This window comes from Salipiger mangrovisoli (assembly GCF_015223355.1).
Classification (GTDB): domain Bacteria; phylum Pseudomonadota; class Alphaproteobacteria; order Rhodobacterales; family Rhodobacteraceae; genus Salipiger; species Salipiger mangrovisoli.
The window spans coordinates 152,438-167,929 of the sequence record NZ_JADFFK010000008.1 but is presented as its reverse complement, the minus strand read 5'-3'; the positions used below and the strand labels follow the sequence as shown (position 1 = coordinate 167,929).

The 15,492-nt window shown below is 67.5% G+C and carries 14 protein-coding genes; 7 read left to right on the top strand and 7 right to left on the bottom strand.

From position 1 onward, the window contains the following. Window positions 1–115 precede the first annotated feature (115 nt). Entirely contained in the window at window positions 116–511 is a 396-nt protein-coding gene (locus IQ782_RS12560) for a VOC family protein (protein WP_194134989.1), read from the bottom strand. 111 nt (window positions 512–622) lie between these two features. Here IQ782_RS12560 and dapD point away from each other — a divergent pair, with 111 nt between their 5' ends. The 3 genes from dapD (at window position 623) to IQ782_RS12545 (ending at window position 2,742) form a co-directional block, all read left to right on the top strand. After that, complete coding sequence (gene dapD / locus IQ782_RS12555; protein ID WP_194134988.1) at window positions 623–1,450, top strand: 2,3,4,5-tetrahydropyridine-2,6-dicarboxylate N-succinyltransferase; 828 nt, start codon at window positions 623–625, stop codon at window positions 1,448–1,450. Between the two features lie 169 nt (window positions 1,451–1,619). After that, entirely contained in the window at window positions 1,620–1,862 is a 243-nt protein-coding gene (locus IQ782_RS12550) for a GlsB/YeaQ/YmgE family stress response membrane protein (RefSeq protein ID WP_194134987.1), read from the top strand. A gap of 532 nt (window positions 1,863–2,394) precedes the next feature. Next, window positions 2,395–2,742 carry a hypothetical protein gene (locus tag IQ782_RS12545; RefSeq protein WP_194134986.1) on the top strand — a complete coding sequence of 116 codons (348 nt, stop codon included), beginning with the start codon at window positions 2,395–2,397 and terminating at the stop codon, window positions 2,740–2,742. 6 nt (window positions 2,743–2,748) lie between these two features. Here IQ782_RS12545 and ade read toward each other — a convergent pair whose 3' ends face one another. After that, the gene (gene ade, locus IQ782_RS12540) at window positions 2,749–4,446 is read right to left on the bottom strand and encodes an adenine deaminase (RefSeq protein WP_194134985.1); all 1,698 of its coding nucleotides are present in this window, start codon (window positions 4,444–4,446) and stop codon (window positions 2,749–2,751) included. Window positions 4,447–4,612: 166 nt separating this feature from the next. Between ade and IQ782_RS12535 the strand changes: the two genes are divergently transcribed. Both IQ782_RS12535 and IQ782_RS12530 read left to right on the top strand, forming a co-directional pair. After that, window positions 4,613–5,542: a choline ABC transporter substrate-binding protein gene (locus IQ782_RS12535; RefSeq protein ID WP_194134984.1), complete on the top strand. Its 930-nt coding sequence runs from the start codon at window positions 4,613–4,615 to the stop codon at window positions 5,540–5,542. A 301-nt stretch (window positions 5,543–5,843) separates the two neighbouring features. Next, entirely contained in the window at window positions 5,844–7,811 is a 1,968-nt protein-coding gene (locus IQ782_RS12530) for a methyl-accepting chemotaxis protein (RefSeq protein ID WP_338092582.1), read from the top strand. Between the two features lie 127 nt (window positions 7,812–7,938). Here IQ782_RS12530 and IQ782_RS12525 read toward each other — a convergent pair whose 3' ends face one another. Beyond that, window positions 7,939–8,547 (bottom strand): enoyl-CoA hydratase/isomerase family protein, encoded by a 609-nt coding sequence (locus IQ782_RS12525; RefSeq protein ID WP_194134982.1) that lies wholly within the window; start codon window positions 8,545–8,547, stop codon window positions 7,939–7,941. Continuing rightward, complete coding sequence (locus IQ782_RS12520; protein WP_194134981.1) at window positions 8,544–9,293, bottom strand: SDR family oxidoreductase; 750 nt, start codon at window positions 9,291–9,293, stop codon at window positions 8,544–8,546. Before IQ782_RS12520 ends, IQ782_RS12525 begins: the two co-directional genes overlap by 4 nt. A gap of 133 nt (window positions 9,294–9,426) precedes the next feature. Here IQ782_RS12520 and IQ782_RS12515 point away from each other — a divergent pair, with 133 nt between their 5' ends. Continuing rightward, complete coding sequence (locus tag IQ782_RS12515; RefSeq protein ID WP_194134980.1) at window positions 9,427–10,968, top strand: DUF2125 domain-containing protein; 1,542 nt, start codon at window positions 9,427–9,429, stop codon at window positions 10,966–10,968. A gap of 106 nt (window positions 10,969–11,074) precedes the next feature. Here IQ782_RS12515 and IQ782_RS12510 read toward each other — a convergent pair whose 3' ends face one another. Then, the gene (locus IQ782_RS12510) at window positions 11,075–12,328 is read right to left on the bottom strand and encodes a UbiH/UbiF/VisC/COQ6 family ubiquinone biosynthesis hydroxylase (protein WP_194134979.1); all 1,254 of its coding nucleotides are present in this window, start codon (window positions 12,326–12,328) and stop codon (window positions 11,075–11,077) included. Window positions 12,329–12,391: 63 nt separating this feature from the next. On the opposite strand from IQ782_RS12510, the gene IQ782_RS12505 reads away from it, so the two are divergent. Continuing rightward, complete coding sequence (locus IQ782_RS12505; RefSeq protein ID WP_194134978.1) at window positions 12,392–13,720, top strand: amidase; 1,329 nt, start codon at window positions 12,392–12,394, stop codon at window positions 13,718–13,720. A 102-nt stretch (window positions 13,721–13,822) separates the two neighbouring features. Here the strand turns inward: IQ782_RS12505 and IQ782_RS12500 are convergent, their stop codons facing one another. Both IQ782_RS12500 and IQ782_RS12495 read right to left on the bottom strand, forming a co-directional pair. After that, window positions 13,823–14,239, bottom strand: a complete 417-nt coding sequence (locus IQ782_RS12500; protein WP_194134977.1) for a hypothetical protein — start codon at window positions 14,237–14,239, stop codon at window positions 13,823–13,825. Between the two features lie 64 nt (window positions 14,240–14,303). Beyond that, on the bottom strand, window positions 14,304–15,479 hold the full coding sequence (locus tag IQ782_RS12495; RefSeq protein WP_194134976.1) for a lytic murein transglycosylase: 1,176 nt from the start codon (window positions 15,477–15,479) through the stop codon (window positions 14,304–14,306). Between the last annotated feature and the right edge of the window lie 13 nt (window positions 15,480–15,492).

Sequence of the window (15,492 nt, the reverse complement as noted above, 5' to 3'; positions counted from 1 at the left end):
GCCCCTGCTCCCGGCCCTTCTTCTCTTGAAAAATACGCCGGGGGGAGGCCGCGCCAGAGGCGCGGACGGGGGGCAGCGCCCCCCTTCTCCTCCCCACGCCGCGAAATCCGGCGGCTTACTTGAACCGGCCGCTGCGCTCCAGCACCTCGATCTGGTAGCCATCGGGATCGGCAACGAAGAAGAACCGCGCCACGACCTCGCCTGCGGGGGCGAATTCCACCAGCTTCCGCGGCGCGAGTCCGGCCGCTTCAAAGCGCGCATGTTCGGCATCGAGATCCTCGACCGAAACCGCGAAATGCCCGTAGCCGTCGCCAAGCTCATAGGGCTCGGTCCGGCCCTTGTTCACCGTCAGCTCAAGCTCGAAGCCGCTCTCGGGATTGCCGAGATACACAAGCGTGAACTCGGGAAAATCGAGCCGGTCCTTGACCGTCAGCCCGAAAGCCGTGTCGTAGAAAGCAAGCGAGCGTGCCTCGTCGAGCACGCGGATCATGCTGTGGATCGGTTTTGCCACGGGTCTCTCCTGTCTTGCCCTGCCCGACAGGCGCGGCGCGGCGACGGTTCGCATTGTCGCGGCGGCACCCTGCCGCTATAGGGCAGTAAACCCGGACGACAGGAGACGCAAATGTCCAACGCCCAGCTCGAAACCGCCATCGAAGCCGCCTGGGAGGCGCGCGACACGATCACCCCCGCAACCACCGGTGAAACCCGCGAGGCTATCGAGGACACGCTGAACGCGCTCGACAGCGGCACGCTGCGCGTTGCGGAAAAACAGGCGGACGGCAGCTGGCACGTCAACCAGTGGGCCAAGAAGGCCGTTCTGCTCGGCTTCCGCATCAAGGACATGGAGCAGCACGACGGCGGCCCGCAGGGCTCCGGCTGGTGGGACAAGGTCGACAGCAAGTTCAAGGGCTGGGGCGAGAACCAGTGGCGGGCCGCCGGCTTCCGCGCCGTCCCCAACGCCGTCGTCCGCAAGTCGGCCTACATCGCGCCGGGCGTGGTGCTGATGCCCTCCTTCGTCAACCTCGGCGCCTATGTGGACAGCGGCACCATGGTGGACACCTGGGCGACCGTCGGCTCCTGCGCGCAGATCGGCAAGGGCGTGCACCTGTCGGGCGGCGTCGGCATCGGCGGCGTGCTCGAGCCCATGCAGGCCGGCCCGACCATCATCGAGGACAACTGCTTCATCGGCGCGCGTTCGGAAGTGGTCGAGGGCGTGATCGTCCGCGAGGGCTCGGTGCTCGGCATGGGCGTCTTCCTCGGCCAGTCGACCAAGATCGTCGACCGCGAGACCGGCGAAGTCATGTACGGCGAAGTGCCGCCCTACTCGGTGGTCGTCGCGGGCTCGATGCCCTCGAAGAACGGCGTCAGCCTCTACTGCGCGGTCATCGTCAAGCGCGTCGACGAGAAGACCCGCTCGAAGACCGGCATCAACGAGCTGCTGCGCGACTGATCCGTCGGGCCTCGGCCCGGCCCGGAGTTCGAGACGGGGCGCCAATGGCGCCCCTTTTCATTTGTTGCCTCCCGCTGCGGGTGATGCGGGGCACGCCCCGGTATTCAGGAACCATCCTCCTCCCAAGACGTTACCCCAGCGTAACATTTGCATTTGAGGGATACGCACAATGGGTCTCGGAATTCTTGCCTCCATCATCGTCGGCGGCCTCGCCGGATGGATCGCCTCGATGATCATGAAGGCCGATACCGGCATTCTGACCAACATCATCCTCGGCATCATCGGCGCGGTGGTGCTGAACCTGATCTTGTCGCTGGTCGGCATCTACGCCGCCAACACATGGATCCCGCAGCTCATCGTCGGCATCATCGGTGCCATCCTGCTGATCTGGGGTTATCGCAAGCTGCGCTGACCGTTAGGTCTCGTCCCTGCCGCTGCCGCTGCCCGTCCTCGGGGAGGCCCGCAGCGGCAGCGAGGGCGGTCGCGCCGTGAGGTGCGGCCACGGCAAAAGGGCCGCTCGCATCTCTGCGGCAAGCCTGTCTTCGATCAGCGGTATGCCGAGACGTCGTGATGAACCGCTTCGATATGGCATCCGTCGGGGTCTGGCACGGACCCGCCATGTCTGAGGCCATGTCTGAGGCGGCAACACCCCTGTGGCCCAGCATAAGGGAAGCTTGTCAGGTTCGAGCCTGACCTGAAGGCCGCCGGGGGTGGCCCGACCGGTGCCCCGCACGGGTTGCCCTGTTCGATCCGCCGCCCAAGGCTGGCACCAGCGGGTCGCGCCGCCAGCCGCTGCGCATCCCGACGAGAGCGTCATCGACCCGGAACTGGACCCTTTCCAATCCCAAGCAAGTACAGCAAAGGACCGATCCCGAATGCGCTCTGCTTGACAGCGGCGCGCGGCTTGCCCATTGCGGACGGCAACCATCGCGGAGCTGAGAAAAATGGCCAAGAAACCCTCGAAACAGCAGGTTTACACGCTTCTGGTCGAAGTCGGCCGCAAGGAGGGAGACGGGTTGCCCAAGGGCGCAACCGGCGCCGGGCTGCTCTGCTACGCCTCGGGCGTGGACGAGGCCGAGGCCGTGCGCGAGACCGTGGCGATCCTCAAGCAGGCCGACATGAACCCGCTCGACGTCACCGGCTACGGCACCGAGGAAGAGCGGGTCGCGCAGGGCATGGACATCGATGACGCCGAGCGCGAGCTGATGGCCCGCGCGCTCGAGGAGAACTCGGTGATCGTCGCCCAGGTCACGCCCTTCTACGACGATGACGAGGACGACGACGAAGACTGATCCCGCTCAGCCGGGGATGATCTCGAACTTGGTGACATCCACCATGCCGCGATCGGTGATCTTCAGCGCGGGGATCACCGGCAGCGCCAGAAAGGCCAGCTGCAGGAAGGGCTCCTCCAGCGTCACACCCAGCGCGCGCGCCGAGGCGCGCAGTTCGACGAGCCGGTCGCGCACCTCCTCGAAGGGCAAGAGGCTCATCAGCCCCGCCACCGGCAACGCCAACTCGGCGAGGATCTTGCCCTCTGCCGCCACGACAAAGCCCCCCTCGATCTCTGCCAGGCGGTTCGACGCCAGCGCCATGTCGGCGTAATCTGCCCCGACGCAGGCGATGTTGTGGTGGTCATGGCAGACCGTCGAGGCGATCGCCCCTTTCTTCAGCCCGAAACCGCGCACGAAACCCTTGGCGATATTGCCGTTTTTACCGTGCCGCTCGACCACCGCGATGCGGATCAGGTCACGCGCCACGTCGGGCGCCTTGTCGCCATTCTCGATGGCGACCCGTTCGTGCAGGTGATCGGTGAGGATCTGCCCCTCGCGGATGCCGATCACGTCGGTCTCCTCGCGGTTGGCAGTGGCGCGGAAGCTCTGCGCCGTCAACTTCGGCGCATGCACGGAGTTACGTCCCACCTCGGGGATCGTCTCGCGCGCCGCAAAGGCCGCGTCATCCACCACCACGCCGCCCGCCAGCACCAGCTGCGCGTGGCACCCTTCGAGGCTGTCGATGGCGACGATGTCGGCCCGCTTGCCGGGCGCGATCATGCCCCGGTCCTTCAGCCCGAAGGCCTCGGCCGCCGACAGCGACGCCGCGCGATAGGCGGCCAGAGGCGGCGTACCAAGCTCGATCAGAGTCCGGATCATGTAATCGAGATGCCCGTGCTCGCCGATGTCGAGCGGATTGCGGTCGTCGGTGCAAAGGCACATGTAGGGCGAGGTCCGCTCGCTGAGCAGCGGCTGCAGCGCGTGCAGGTCCTTGCTGACCGAGCCCTCGCGGATCAGCACCCGCATCCCCTTGCGCAGCTTTTCCAGCGCCTCCTCGGCGCTGGTCGCCTCGTGCTCGGTGCGGATGCCCGCCGCCACATAGGCATTGAGATCGCGTCCCGACAGCAGCGGGCAATGCCCGTCAACGTGCCCGCCCTCGAAGAGCCTCAGTTTCTTCATCGCCTCGGGATCGCGGAAGATCACCCCGGGGTAGTTCATGAATTCGGCCAGCCCGATGCCCGAGGGATGGCCCATCAGCGCGGCGATATCCTCTGCCAGAAGTTCTGCCCCGGCCGTCTCCATGTGGGTCGAGGGCACGCAGGACGACAGCTGCACGCGGATGTCCATCAGCGTGTGCGCGCTCGCCTCCTGGAAATACCGGATGCCCGCTGCGCCGATCACGTTGGCGATCTCATGCGGATCGCAGATCGCGGTGGTCACCCCGCGCGGCGTCACGCAGCGGTCGAACTCGAAGGGGGTGACCAGCGAGCTTTCGATGTGCAGATGCGTGTCGATGAACCCCGGCACGAGGATGGCGCCATCGACATCGATCTCGCGCCGCCCCTCGTAGCTCTCGTAGACCCCGACGATCGTGTCGCCGCAGATCGCCACGTCGCCGGCGATCAGCGCGCCGGTGATCAGGTCGAGGATGCGCCCGCCCTTGAGCACCAGGTCCGCCGCCTCTTCACCGCGCCCCTGCGCGATCCTCGTTTCGAGTTCTGCCATGCCTGCCTCCGTCTGCCGATCTTGCTGTTGTGTCGCGCCGTCGCGTTTGCCTCAGCCTGCCACAGCCCGCGCCCGAAAGGCGAGGGGGCTTGCGCGCCGCCCCGTTGCAAAGCATTGGCGAAAGGCGCTTACTTGCGCGCACAAAAAACCAACAGGGGACCAGACCATGACCATTTCCCGCCTCGCGCTGATCGCCGCGCTGGCCAGCGCCGGTGCCGCCGGGACCGCCCACGCGGAGTGCGACAGCGTCACCTTCTCGGATGTCGGCTGGACCGACATCACCGCCACCACTGCCGCGACCACGGTCGTTCTGGACGCGCTCGGCTACAAGACCGACATCAAGGTGCTTTCTGTGCCGGTGACCTACACCTCGATGGATCGAGGCGACGTCGATGTCTTCCTCGGCAACTGGATGCCGACGATGGAGGGCGACATCGCCCCCTACCGCGAGAAGGGCTCGGTCGACACGCTGCGCGCCAACCTCGAAGGGGCGAAATATACGCTGGCTACCAACGCCGCCGGTGCCGCGCTCGGCATCAGGGATTTCGCCGACATCGCCGGCCATGCCGATGAGCTCGACGAGACCATCTACGGCATCGAGCCCGGCAACGACGGAAACCGCCTGATCCTCGACATGATCGAGGCTGACGCCTTCGGGTTGAAGGCCTTCGACGTCAAGGAAAGCTCGGAGCAGGGCATGCTGGCGCAGGTCGATCGCGCCAGCAAGCGGGACGAGCCGATCGTCTTCCTCGGCTGGGAGCCACACCCGATGAACGCCAACTTCGACCTGACCTATCTCTCGGGTGGTGACGAGTGGTTCGGCCCGGACTTCGGCGGGGCCACGGTCTACACCAACACCCGCGCGGGCTATGTCGCAGAGTGCCCCAACGTCGGAAAGCTGCTGGAAAATCTCGAGTTCTCGCTCCAGATGGAGAATGAGATCATGGGCGCCATCCTCAACGACGGCACCGATCCTGACAAGGCGGCCACCGCCTGGCTCAAGGCCAATCCCGGCGTCCTGGACGGCTGGCTCGAGGGCGTCACCACGCTCGATGGCGGCGACGCCAAGGCCGCGGTGACCGCCGCGCTGAACTGATCCTGCGGGATCGCCCGGCGCCCCGCTCCTGCCGGACGGGGCGCCCAGATTTCCCTCGATTTTTAGATATATTTCCCGCCGCGTCGGAGAGCCATTCAGCAAGCCTTCACCAGTCCCGGTCCAGATGAGCCGAAGTGCCCTCATAGACGGACGTTTGCCCATGAGCCTGCGACTGATCCTCCTCGGCGCGCTCGGACCTCTTCTGGCGCTTGTGCTGTTTCTTTCGGGGCAAGACGTCTTGCGCCTGCTCCGCAACTCCGAGACGCTGGACCGCGTCTCGCGCATCGCCACCGAGGCCGAGGTGCTGTCGGACCTGATGCATGAATTGCAGAAGGAACGCGGCTATTCCGCCGGTTTCACCGCATCTCGGGGGAGAAGCTTCAACACCGACCTCGCGGACCAGCGCGGCGCGACAGATGGCGTGATCTCCGATTTCATGGCCAGGGTCCCGGAAACCGCGGCCAGCGCGCCGGACCCGATGGTGCGAATCCAGGCGCAGCTGGAAACCCTGGATGAGGTCCGCGCGCAGATCGACAGGCTGACGATGACCGTCCCTGAACTGGCCGCATATTACACCGGCCTGGTGAACGAGTTGCTGCTTGTCGGCGACCAGATGCGCCGCTTCGTGCAAGCGCCGGCCACCTCGTCGCTGATGGAGGCGCACGAGCAGGTCGCATTGGCCAAGGAAAGCGCCGGACTGGCCAGAGCCATGGGTGCCACCGGGCTCGGCACCGATGTCTTTCCACCCCAGGTGCACCGCAGGTTCGTCGAGCTCATCGCCCGCGAATCCGCCTACCTCGCGCGCGCGGCCCAGGCTCTCGAGGTTCCTACCATGATTGACGAGCTGCAAAGCGCGCCAGCGGCAAAAGCGCTCCAACCGATGATCGAGGAGATTTCCGCCCTGCCCTACGGCGGCACGCGCGGGCCTCTCGCTGCCCCGGATTGGTTTGCCGCCTCCACGGCCTGGATCGACACGTTGCGCGCGCTCGAGACGCGTCTCAGCGCCGACACCTCCGCCCTGGCAGCAACGGCGGCGCAAGACGCACGCGCGAAGCTCCTGACCACCGGTGCAGTGACCCTTGTTGCAGCCCTGCTCATGGCGGGCATTGCGGTGATGATCGCCGAATTTGTCACCCGCCGGCTCGGGCGGCTCACCTCTGTGATGATGGAGTTCGTTGAAGGGCGGTTCGAGGCCTGGGTGCCCTATATCAACAGCCGGGGCGAGATCGGGCACATGGCCCAGTCGATCTATCGCTTCAAGCAGCTCTCGCGCGCGGCAATCGAAAAGCGCGCGCAGGACGAGGCGCAGCTCAATGCGCGCCACCAGCAGGTCGTCGACCTGATGACCGAAGGGCTGAACGCGCTGGCCCGCGCCGATCTCACCCTGCGGTTCGACGAGCCTCTGGCCGAAGAATACGATGCCATTCGCACCGACTTCAACACCGCGACGACGCGCCTTCGAGAGGTGATGCGCGCCGTCTCCGGCACCGTCGGCGAGATCGAAGAGCGCTCGCGCGGGCTGCACGGCTCAGCGTCCGATCTTGCCGATCGCACCACGCGGCAGGTTGAGACTATCAGCAACACCACGGAAACCGTGTCGGGTCTGGCCAGCACCCTGGCCGAAACGAACGGCGCACTGAAGGACGTTAAAGACCTCGCCAACGAGGCAAAGGGCCGCGCGGATCGTTCCGGCGAGGTGGTGCGCAACGCCGTGGCCGCCATGGACCGCATCGCGGAAAGCTCGGGCCGCATCGCGCAAATAACCGCGGTGATCGAGGACATTTCCTTCCAGACCAACCTACTGGCACTGAATGCCGGGGTCGAGGCGGCGCGCGCCGGCGAGTCGGGAAAAGGGTTCGCGGTCGTCGCCATGGAGGTCCAGGGACTCGCCAGCCGCTCTGCCGACGCCGCGCTCGAGATCAAGGGGCTGATCGAGGAAAGCGCCCGTGAAGTCAGCGGCGGCGTCAACCTGGTCGGAGAGACCGGCGAGGCGCTCCAGGCCATTCTCGAGCAGATCCTGCGCGTGGATGAGGTGCTCACGACCATAAGCGCCGCGGCCGAAGTGCAAAACCGCGAATTGCAGGGCGTGAACGACGCGATGATCAGTCTTCGCGATCTTACGTCTCAAAACACCGAGGTCGCCGACGCCAGCCGCGATGCGTCGACCGAATTGGCGGAAGGGGCGCAGCGTCTCTCCACCCTTGTCGGCGAATTCAACCTGAACGCACCGGATCGGCTCCCCTCGTCGACGGCGAGCTTCGCCGCCTGAGCCGCTGACCGAACCATGGCCGGGCTGGAAGGCAGCCGGCTGTCCCCGACGCCATCCGGCCGAGGGACCGAACGAAAGAGATGAGGCCGTGGAAGTAGGCGCAAGGACAGGCCCGCGCGAGGCGTCCTCATCGGATCAACGCCTTGATCGCCGCCGCGTGCTCCGGATCGGCGGCCAGCGTGTCCTCGGCAAGCATCCGCGCCGTTTCCAGCAGTTCTCCGGCGGGCACGATCCGGTCGACCAGCCCCCAGGCTTGGGCCTCCTCAACCGGCACCCTCTGCCCGCCCATGAGGATCATTTTTGCCCGCGCCGGCCCGACCAAGGCCGCCAACCGCGCAGGATCGGAAGGTTGCGGCAGGAAGCCGAGCTTCATCACCGGGTAGAACACCCTTGCCCCCGGCACCGAGATCCGCAGATCGCAGGCCAGCGCCATTCCCATGGCACCGCCTGCCAGCGTCCCGTTCAGCGCGCAGATGCTCAGCCCTGGCAACGCGGCGATCGCGCCGGAAAGCCGCTCCCAGAGCGGCGAGGTGGCCAGACCGGTCCGCGCCGCCTCGAGGTCCGCACCGGCCGAGAACACCTTGCCGGTGCCGGTGATCACCAAGGCCCGCGCCTCTTGCGCGGCCTCGGCGATCTCGCACAGCCGGGTGAGCATTTCAGGCGTCAGCGCATTGGCCTTCTCCGGCCGATCGATCACCGCCAGCCAGTAGCCCGCGTCCTGCGTGAGGCTGATCATGCGACGCCGATCGCCCTGCGCACCGCCTCGTCCCGCAGCGAGATCTCGCCGCCCAGATGCGCGTCCGTCTCCGGCCCGCACATCCACAACAGCGCCTTGGCCACCCATTCGGGCGGGATGTGGTCCTCCCAGTCGAGCGCGCTGACGGGATTCACCCCCGACGCCTTGATCGTGCGCTGCATCTGCGTCGCCACCGTGCCGGGCGAAAGCGACAGCGCGCGGATGCCGCGGGCACGGTACTCGGCATCGGCCATGCGGGTCAGCATCAGCGCCCCGGCCTTCGAAGCGCAATAGGCCGACCAGCCCTCGAGCGGGTGATGCGCCGCGCCGGAACCGATGGTCAGCACGGTACCGCCCCCCGCCGCCAGCATCAGCGGCAGGGCGGCGTGCATGCCGTGATAGACACCCTTCAGGTTGACATCGATGACCTGCCCCCAGGCGCCCGGATCAGCCCCGGCGAGCGGCGCGATCGGCTCGATCACCCCGGCGTTGTTCACCAGGACGTCGATCGCGCCGAAAGCCGCGATGCACGCCTGCACCGCCTGGTCCATCTCCCAGTAGCGCGAGATGTCGCAGGGGATAGCAATCGCCTTCGGGCCGATCTCGCCCGCCAGTTCAGCCACGGCCTCGCGTCCCCGCGCCACCAGCGCCACATTTGCACCCGCATCGGCAAAGAGACGCGCGCTCGCAGCCCCGATACCCCGGCTCGCGCCGGTGATCAGCACGGTTTTCCCAGTCAGATCCATGGATTGCCCCATCTCTTGAAGATTCCCTTCTTTGGTAAACACTGGCCAATCCCCGGTCCACCCTCTTGACCCCGGCAGGCAGGGAGGCGAACTCTAGGCCATTGAGTGCGGCCCAGGGCGGAAAGGATTGGATATGCGGTTTTACACAGGGGGTTTCGGGACCTGCGCGACGGCCTTGGCGCTCGCGCTGCCCGCCCAGGCCGATGTCACCCCCGCGCAGGTCTGGGAAGATCTGTCGGAGCTGCTGGAGGGGGTCGGCTACGAGGTTTCGGTCAGCGAAAGCGAGAGTGGCGGCAACCTTCTGCTGGGCGATCTCACGCTGCGCATGGCGATCCCCGAAAGCGAGGGACAGGCGGCTGGCGATGTCATCGTCGGTCTTGCGGATCTGACGCTGGAAGACCTGGGCGACGGCACGGTCGGACTGCGCTTCCCGAGCCCGATGCCGATCGAGGTGCGGGTCACCGAAGAGGGCGGCGATCCCGTCGAAATGACGCTGGAGCTTGCGCAGGATGGGCTGAGCCTCATCGCCTCGGGCGATCCGGACGCGCTGGCCTACGCGTATCGCGCCGAGGCCACCCGGCTGGAGCTGGTGCGCCTCCTGGCCGAGGGCGAAGAGCTGCCCCGCGACGTCTTCAGTGCCCGTCTCGGCACCGGCCCGCTGTCGGGAACCTCCGCGGTATCCACCTCGGATGGCAAACGCCGCTACAGCCACAGCTACAGCACCGACGAGCTGCGCTACGACATCTCGGGCAGCGACCCGGAACAACCCGACGCCACCGGCCAGGTCTCGGGGCGGTTGACCGGCCTGTCGAGCCGCGGCGAGTCGGTGCTGCCGGAAAGCGGGGATCAAGCCGATGCCGCGGCGATCATGAGCGCCGGATTCGAGGGCAGCGGAAGCTTCACCTTCGAAAGCGGACAGACCAGCTTTGCCTTCACCGACGGCGGTGACACGATGACCGGCAGCAGCAGCTCACAGGGCGGAAAGCTCGACGGCGCGCTCGACGGCGAGCGGATGAGCTACGCGCTGGCGCTCGACTCGCTGACCTACGAGGCCGAGGGCGGTGAGCTGCCCTTCCCGGTGAGCGCCGCCATCGAGCAGGTCGGACTGAACCTGTCGCTGCCGCTGGCCAAATCGGACACGCCGCAGGACATGGCTTTCGGCGTCACCTTCGGCGGGCTCACCCTCTCCGATGCGATCTGGGGCATTTTCGATCCCGGCGGCACGCTGCCGCGCGATCCGGCCACCCTGGCCTTTGACCTCACCGGCAAGGTCACGCCGCTGGTCTCGGTGTTCGACGCGGCAGGACTGAGCAAGCTCGAAGCGGAGCAGACCGCGCCGGCCGAGCTGAACGCGCTGACCCTGAACAACCTGACGCTCTCCGCGGCGGGGGCCAAGATCACCGGGCAGGGAGATTTTGCCTTCAACCAGGAGGACACCGAGAGCTTCGGCGGAATGCCGGCCCCTCAGGGTGAAGTCAACTTCACCCTGAGCGGGGCCAACGGGCTGATCGACAAGCTTATCGCCATGGGGCTGCTCAGCCAGCAGGATGCCATGGGCGCGCGGATGATGCTGGGGATGTTCACCGTGCCCGGTGCCGAGCCCGACACCCAGACCTCGAAGATCGAGGTCAACGATCAGGGACAGGTCCTCGCCAACGGCCAGCGGATCAAGTAACCCGCCAAGCGAAAGGGCGGATGCGCGCATCCGCCCTCCTTCCGGTCGGGGGTCCAAATCCCTTCGAAGGGATTTGCAAGCTCCTTCGAAGGAGCTTGCGCCCCCCTCATTTCGCCATGAGGTCCGGCAGCTCGCCGGTCAGCCCCGCCGCCTCGCGCACGAAGTTGCGGCGCAGGCCGGGCATCCCCTGCACCAGCGCCATCCCCAGATCGCGCCCCGCGCGCAGGATCGGGTTGTCGTTCGAGAAAAGCCGGTTGAACAAATCCGTCGCCGCCGCCAGCGCCGCCGTGTCGAAGCGACGCCAGCTCTGGTAGCGCGCCAGCACCAGAGGCGAGGCCACGTCCTCGCCGCGCCGCTGCGCATGGCTCAGCACATGCGCCAGCGCTGCCACGTCGCGCAGCCCGGCATTGAGCCCCTGCCCGGCGATCGGGTGCATGCCATGCGCAGCATCGCCCACCAGCGCCAGCCGGTCGGCGATGAAGGCATTCGCCAGCGTCAGCCCCAGCGGGTAGGTATAGCGCGGCCCGGCAAGGGAAATCTCGCCGAGAAAATCGCCGAAGCGTGGCCGCAGCACCTGCAGGTACTCGTCGTCCGGCAGCGCATGGATCGCGCGGGCCAGCGCATCCTTCTCGCTCCAGACGATCGAGCTGCGGCCCCCGGTCAGCGGCAGGATCGCCAGCGGCCCGCTCGGCATGAAGAACTGATGCGCCACGCCCTCGTGGGGCAGCTCGTGGGCGATGGCGCAGACCAGCGCGGTCTGTCCGTAGCTCCAGCCCATGCGGCGAATTCCGGCGCGCGCGGCGGTGCCACTGCTGCGCCCGTCCGCACCGACGAGCAGCCGCCCACGCAGGCTGCCGCCGTCCGCAAGTGTCACCGTGACACCCGAGACATCCACCGCCTGCGCAATGACCGTCGCCGCGGCGCGATGGGTGATCAGCGGCTCGGCCGCCATGGCCCCGAGCAGGGCGCGGCGCAGAAAACGGTCCTCGACCATCTGGCCCATCGGGCCTTCCTCGATCTCCGCGGAGGCGAAATCCAACCCGAGGAAGACCTCGGCCTCGCCGACGCGCCCGTCCGTGACGCGGATCGCGCTCATGGGCTGGGCGTCGGGTGCCAACTCCTCCCAGAGCCCGAGATTGGCCAGAAATCTCACCGAGGCAAGCGCCAGCGCGTAGGCGCGGCCGTCGAAGTCCGGCTCGGCCCGCGCTTCGGCAGGCAGGGCATCGATGACGGTGGCGCTGAGCCCGGCCTTGGCCGCGGCCAGCGCAAGGGCGGGTCCGTTGAGCCCGCCGCCGATGATGAGCAGATCGCTGTCCTGTGTCATGGGGCGTACTATGGTCCTGCGGGTGGGATTGTCCATGCGCCGCCGTGCCGCTACCGTCGCGCCGACCAAAAAAGACAGCGGCGCAAAAAGGAAAGCGGCATGACGGACTGGACAGGCAAGAGCGCGGCAGAACTGGGGCGGGCGATCGGCAGGGGCGAGGTCGATCCGGTTGACCTGGCGCAGGCCTATCTCGACAAGATCGCAGCGCACCCGCTCAAGGATCGCATCTACGCGCGGGTGACGCCCGAACGCGCGCTGGCCGAGGCCAAGGCCGCAAGCGATCGCGCCAAGGCCGGCAGGCGGCTGTCACCGCTCGACGGCGTGCCGGTGAGCTGGAAGGACCTTTTCGACACCGCGGGCGTGGCGACCGAGGCGGGCTCGGCCCTGCTCAGCGGCCGCGTGCCGGATACCGACGCAAAGGTCCTCCAGACCGCCACCGCCATGGGGCTCGTCTGCCTCGGCAAGACGCATCTGTCCGAGCTGGCTTTTTCGGGGCTGGGGCTGAACCCTGTCACCGCCACCCCGCCCTCGGTCAATGATGCCGAGGCCGTCGCCGGCGGGTCCTCTTCCGGAGCCGCCGCCTCGGTCGCCTTCGGCCTTGCCGCGGCGGCCGTGGGCTCGGATACCGGCGGTTCGGTGCGCATTCCCTCGGCCTGGAACGACCTGGTGGGCCTGAAGACCACCTGGGGTCGCCTGTCGCTGGTCGGCGCGGTGCCGCTGGCGTCGCGCTTCGACACGGTGGGTCCGCTCTGCCGAACGGTCGAGGACGCCGCGCTGATGCTCGCCGCGCTCGAGGGCCGCCGCGCGCCCGACCTGGCCGGCGCTTCGCTAGAAGGCGTGCGCTTCGCCGCGCTCACCACGATCGTGATGGACGACCTGCGGCCGGAACCCGCGGCCGCCTACCAGTCCGCGCTCGACCGCCTCGCGGCCGCCGGAGCCGAGATCACCCCGATCGACGTGCCCGAGGTGGCGGTGCCGATGGGCGATGCGGCGGTGCTCTACACCTCCGAGGCCTGGGCCACCTGGGGCGCCGACATCACCTCGCGCGGCGACCTGATGTTCCCGCCGGTCAAGGAGCGTTTCGAGGGCGGCAAGTCGTTCAGCGCGGCGCAATATATCACCGCCTGGGACCGCATGATGAAGGCCCGCGCCGCCTGGGCCGAGGCCACCGCGGGGTTCGACGCGGTGCTCTGCCCGACCGCTCCGAACCTGCCGCCAAAAGTCGATCGGCTGCTCAGCGATGACGAGTACTACGTCACCGAGAACCTGCTGACGCTGCGCAACACCCGCGTGGGCAACGTCATGGGGCTCTGCGTCACGACGCTGCCAACCGGCACCCCGAGCTGCGGAATTTCGCTGATGGGAGCACCCATGGCGGAAGACCGGCTGCTGCGCCTCTCGGCCGCCGCTGAGACGGCGCTCGGCTGATCAGGCGCTGCGACGTCGCCGGGCAGGCCGTCCACCCGGCCTGCCTCCGCGCCTTTCGCGCTGTCATCTTTCCGCGAAAACGCGCGCCAGAGGCACTTCGCCTCAGTCGCAGCGCTGGTAGGTCAGCGGCCCGGGAATCGCGCCCTCGCCGCTTTCCTGCCGCACCAGCGTGTCGCCCTTCGCCACCAGCACCATGTCGCGCTGCCAGCTCATGCCCTCGCCGGTCATGTCGAAGCTGGCCGCAAGCCGGGTGTCCGAACGCTCCGAGACTTCTGCCAGCACGGCGCGGGATTCGTAGAAGCCGAGCCGCTCGGCACTGACCTCCATCAACCCCTTGGCATCGCCGCGCGTCGAGGTGCAATCGGCGGGGACGAGGCCCCAGCGGCCCTGCATGGCCATGGGGATCCCGGTCTCCTGAACCGGCGAGGACGCCGTCTCCTCCTGCGGAAGACAGGCAGCGGTGAGGGAGAGTACGGCCAGTGCGGCCAGCGAAGTGACGGTGCGGAAAACTTTGGTCATGGGCGCTCAACCGGCGAACGCCCGCCGCGGTTCCCCGACCGCCCCGCCCCCGGCGCGTATTTGCTCAGAATGCCCGCAACAGCTCCGCCGTGGGCCAGCCGTCCACCTGCAGCCCCAGCTCGTCCTGCATCGTCCGCACCGCGCTGCGCGTGCCAGCGCCAAGGATGCCATCCGCCTTGCCAACGTCGAAGCCCCGGGCCTGCAACTTGCGCTGAAGCGCCTGCATGTCCGGACCGGACAGGCCCGGTTGCGGCGTGCCCGCGTCGTAGACCGGCGCGCCTTCGAGCCGCGTCGCGAAATACCCTGCGGTGAGCACATAGGTGAAACTCTGGTTCCACTCGAAGAACACCCGAAAATTGGGATAGGCGATGAACGCAGGGCCGCCGCGGCCCTGTGGCAGGATGATCGAAGCCTGCAACCGCCCGTCGTCCAGCGCGCCGTTGCGCCCGGCAACCCCCAGTCGTTCCCATTCCGCGACAGTCAGCGTCGTCTCGAGCCCGCTCGTCGACCAATCGAACCCGGCGGGCAGGGTGACTTCCTGCAACCACGGCTCGTTCGGACGCCAACCAAGCCCCGAGAGCATCCGCGCCCCCGACATCAGCGCATCGGGCACCGAGGTCTTGAGCTGCACATGGCCATCCCCATCGCCATCGACGCCGTTCTCGAGAATGTCCCTCGGCAGCATCTGCACCATGCCGATCTCTCCTGCCCAGGCACCGGTGGTCGTCGCAGGGTCGAAATCGCCGCGCTCGTAGAGCTCCAGGGCTGAAATCAGCTGCGGCCGGAAAAGCTCGGGCCTCCGGCAGTCATGCGACAGCGTCGCCAGCGCATTGGCAGTGTTGAAATTACCCTGATAGCCGCCATAGTCGGTCTCGAAGGCCCAGAAGGCCAGCAGCACACCGCGCGAGACGCCATATTCGCGCTCGATCCGGGCAAAGACCGCGTCCCACTCCGCAGCCTTGCGCCGTCCCCGGTCGAGCCGGTCCTGCGAGATCAGCTTGCGCGAGAACTCGATGAAGGGTGCCTGGAAGATGCCCTGCGCCCGGTCGGCCTTGAGCACCTTGGGATCCTGTCGCAACGCGGCGAAGAAGCGTTCGGCCTTGGCGGGGTCAGCTCCTTGCGCCACCGCCTCTTGCGCGACTCCCTTGAGGAAGGCACGGAAATCGCCACCGCAGGGCGCGCTCTGCGATTGCGCCGCCGCGGGAAGCAGCAGGGCGGCCAAAAGGGGCAGGATACGCATGAACACCTCGCAC

Bases quoted from the DNA above. Each gene is read 5' to 3' on its own strand.
- IQ782_RS12495 (WP_194134976.1), bottom strand. From the start codon at position 15,479: ATGCGTATCCTGCCCCTTTTGGCCGCCCTGCTGCTTCCCGCGGCGGCG.
- IQ782_RS12550 (WP_194134987.1), top strand. From the start codon at position 1,620: ATGGGTCTCGGAATTCTTGCCTCCATCATCGTCGGCGGCCTCGCCGGA.
- IQ782_RS12525 (WP_194134982.1), bottom strand. From the start codon at position 8,547: ATGATCAGCCTCACGCAGGACGCGGGCTACTGGCTGGCGGTGATCGAT.
- IQ782_RS12535 (WP_194134984.1), top strand. From the start codon at position 4,613: ATGACCATTTCCCGCCTCGCGCTGATCGCCGCGCTGGCCAGCGCCGGT.
- IQ782_RS12510 (WP_194134979.1), bottom strand. From the start codon at position 12,328: ATGGACAATCCCACCCGCAGGACCATAGTACGCCCCATGACACAGGAC.
- IQ782_RS12545 (WP_194134986.1), top strand. From the start codon at position 2,395: ATGGCCAAGAAACCCTCGAAACAGCAGGTTTACACGCTTCTGGTCGAA.
- IQ782_RS12505 (WP_194134978.1), top strand. From the start codon at position 12,392: ATGACGGACTGGACAGGCAAGAGCGCGGCAGAACTGGGGCGGGCGATC.
- IQ782_RS12500 (WP_194134977.1), bottom strand. From the start codon at position 14,239: ATGACCAAAGTTTTCCGCACCGTCACTTCGCTGGCCGCACTGGCCGTA.
- IQ782_RS12515 (WP_194134980.1), top strand. From the start codon at position 9,427: ATGCGGTTTTACACAGGGGGTTTCGGGACCTGCGCGACGGCCTTGGCG.
- ade (WP_194134985.1), bottom strand. From the start codon at position 4,446: ATGGCAGAACTCGAAACGAGGATCGCGCAGGGGCGCGGTGAAGAGGCG.
- dapD (WP_194134988.1), top strand. From the start codon at position 623: ATGTCCAACGCCCAGCTCGAAACCGCCATCGAAGCCGCCTGGGAGGCG.
- IQ782_RS12520 (WP_194134981.1), bottom strand. From the start codon at position 9,293: ATGGATCTGACTGGGAAAACCGTGCTGATCACCGGCGCGAGCCGGGGT.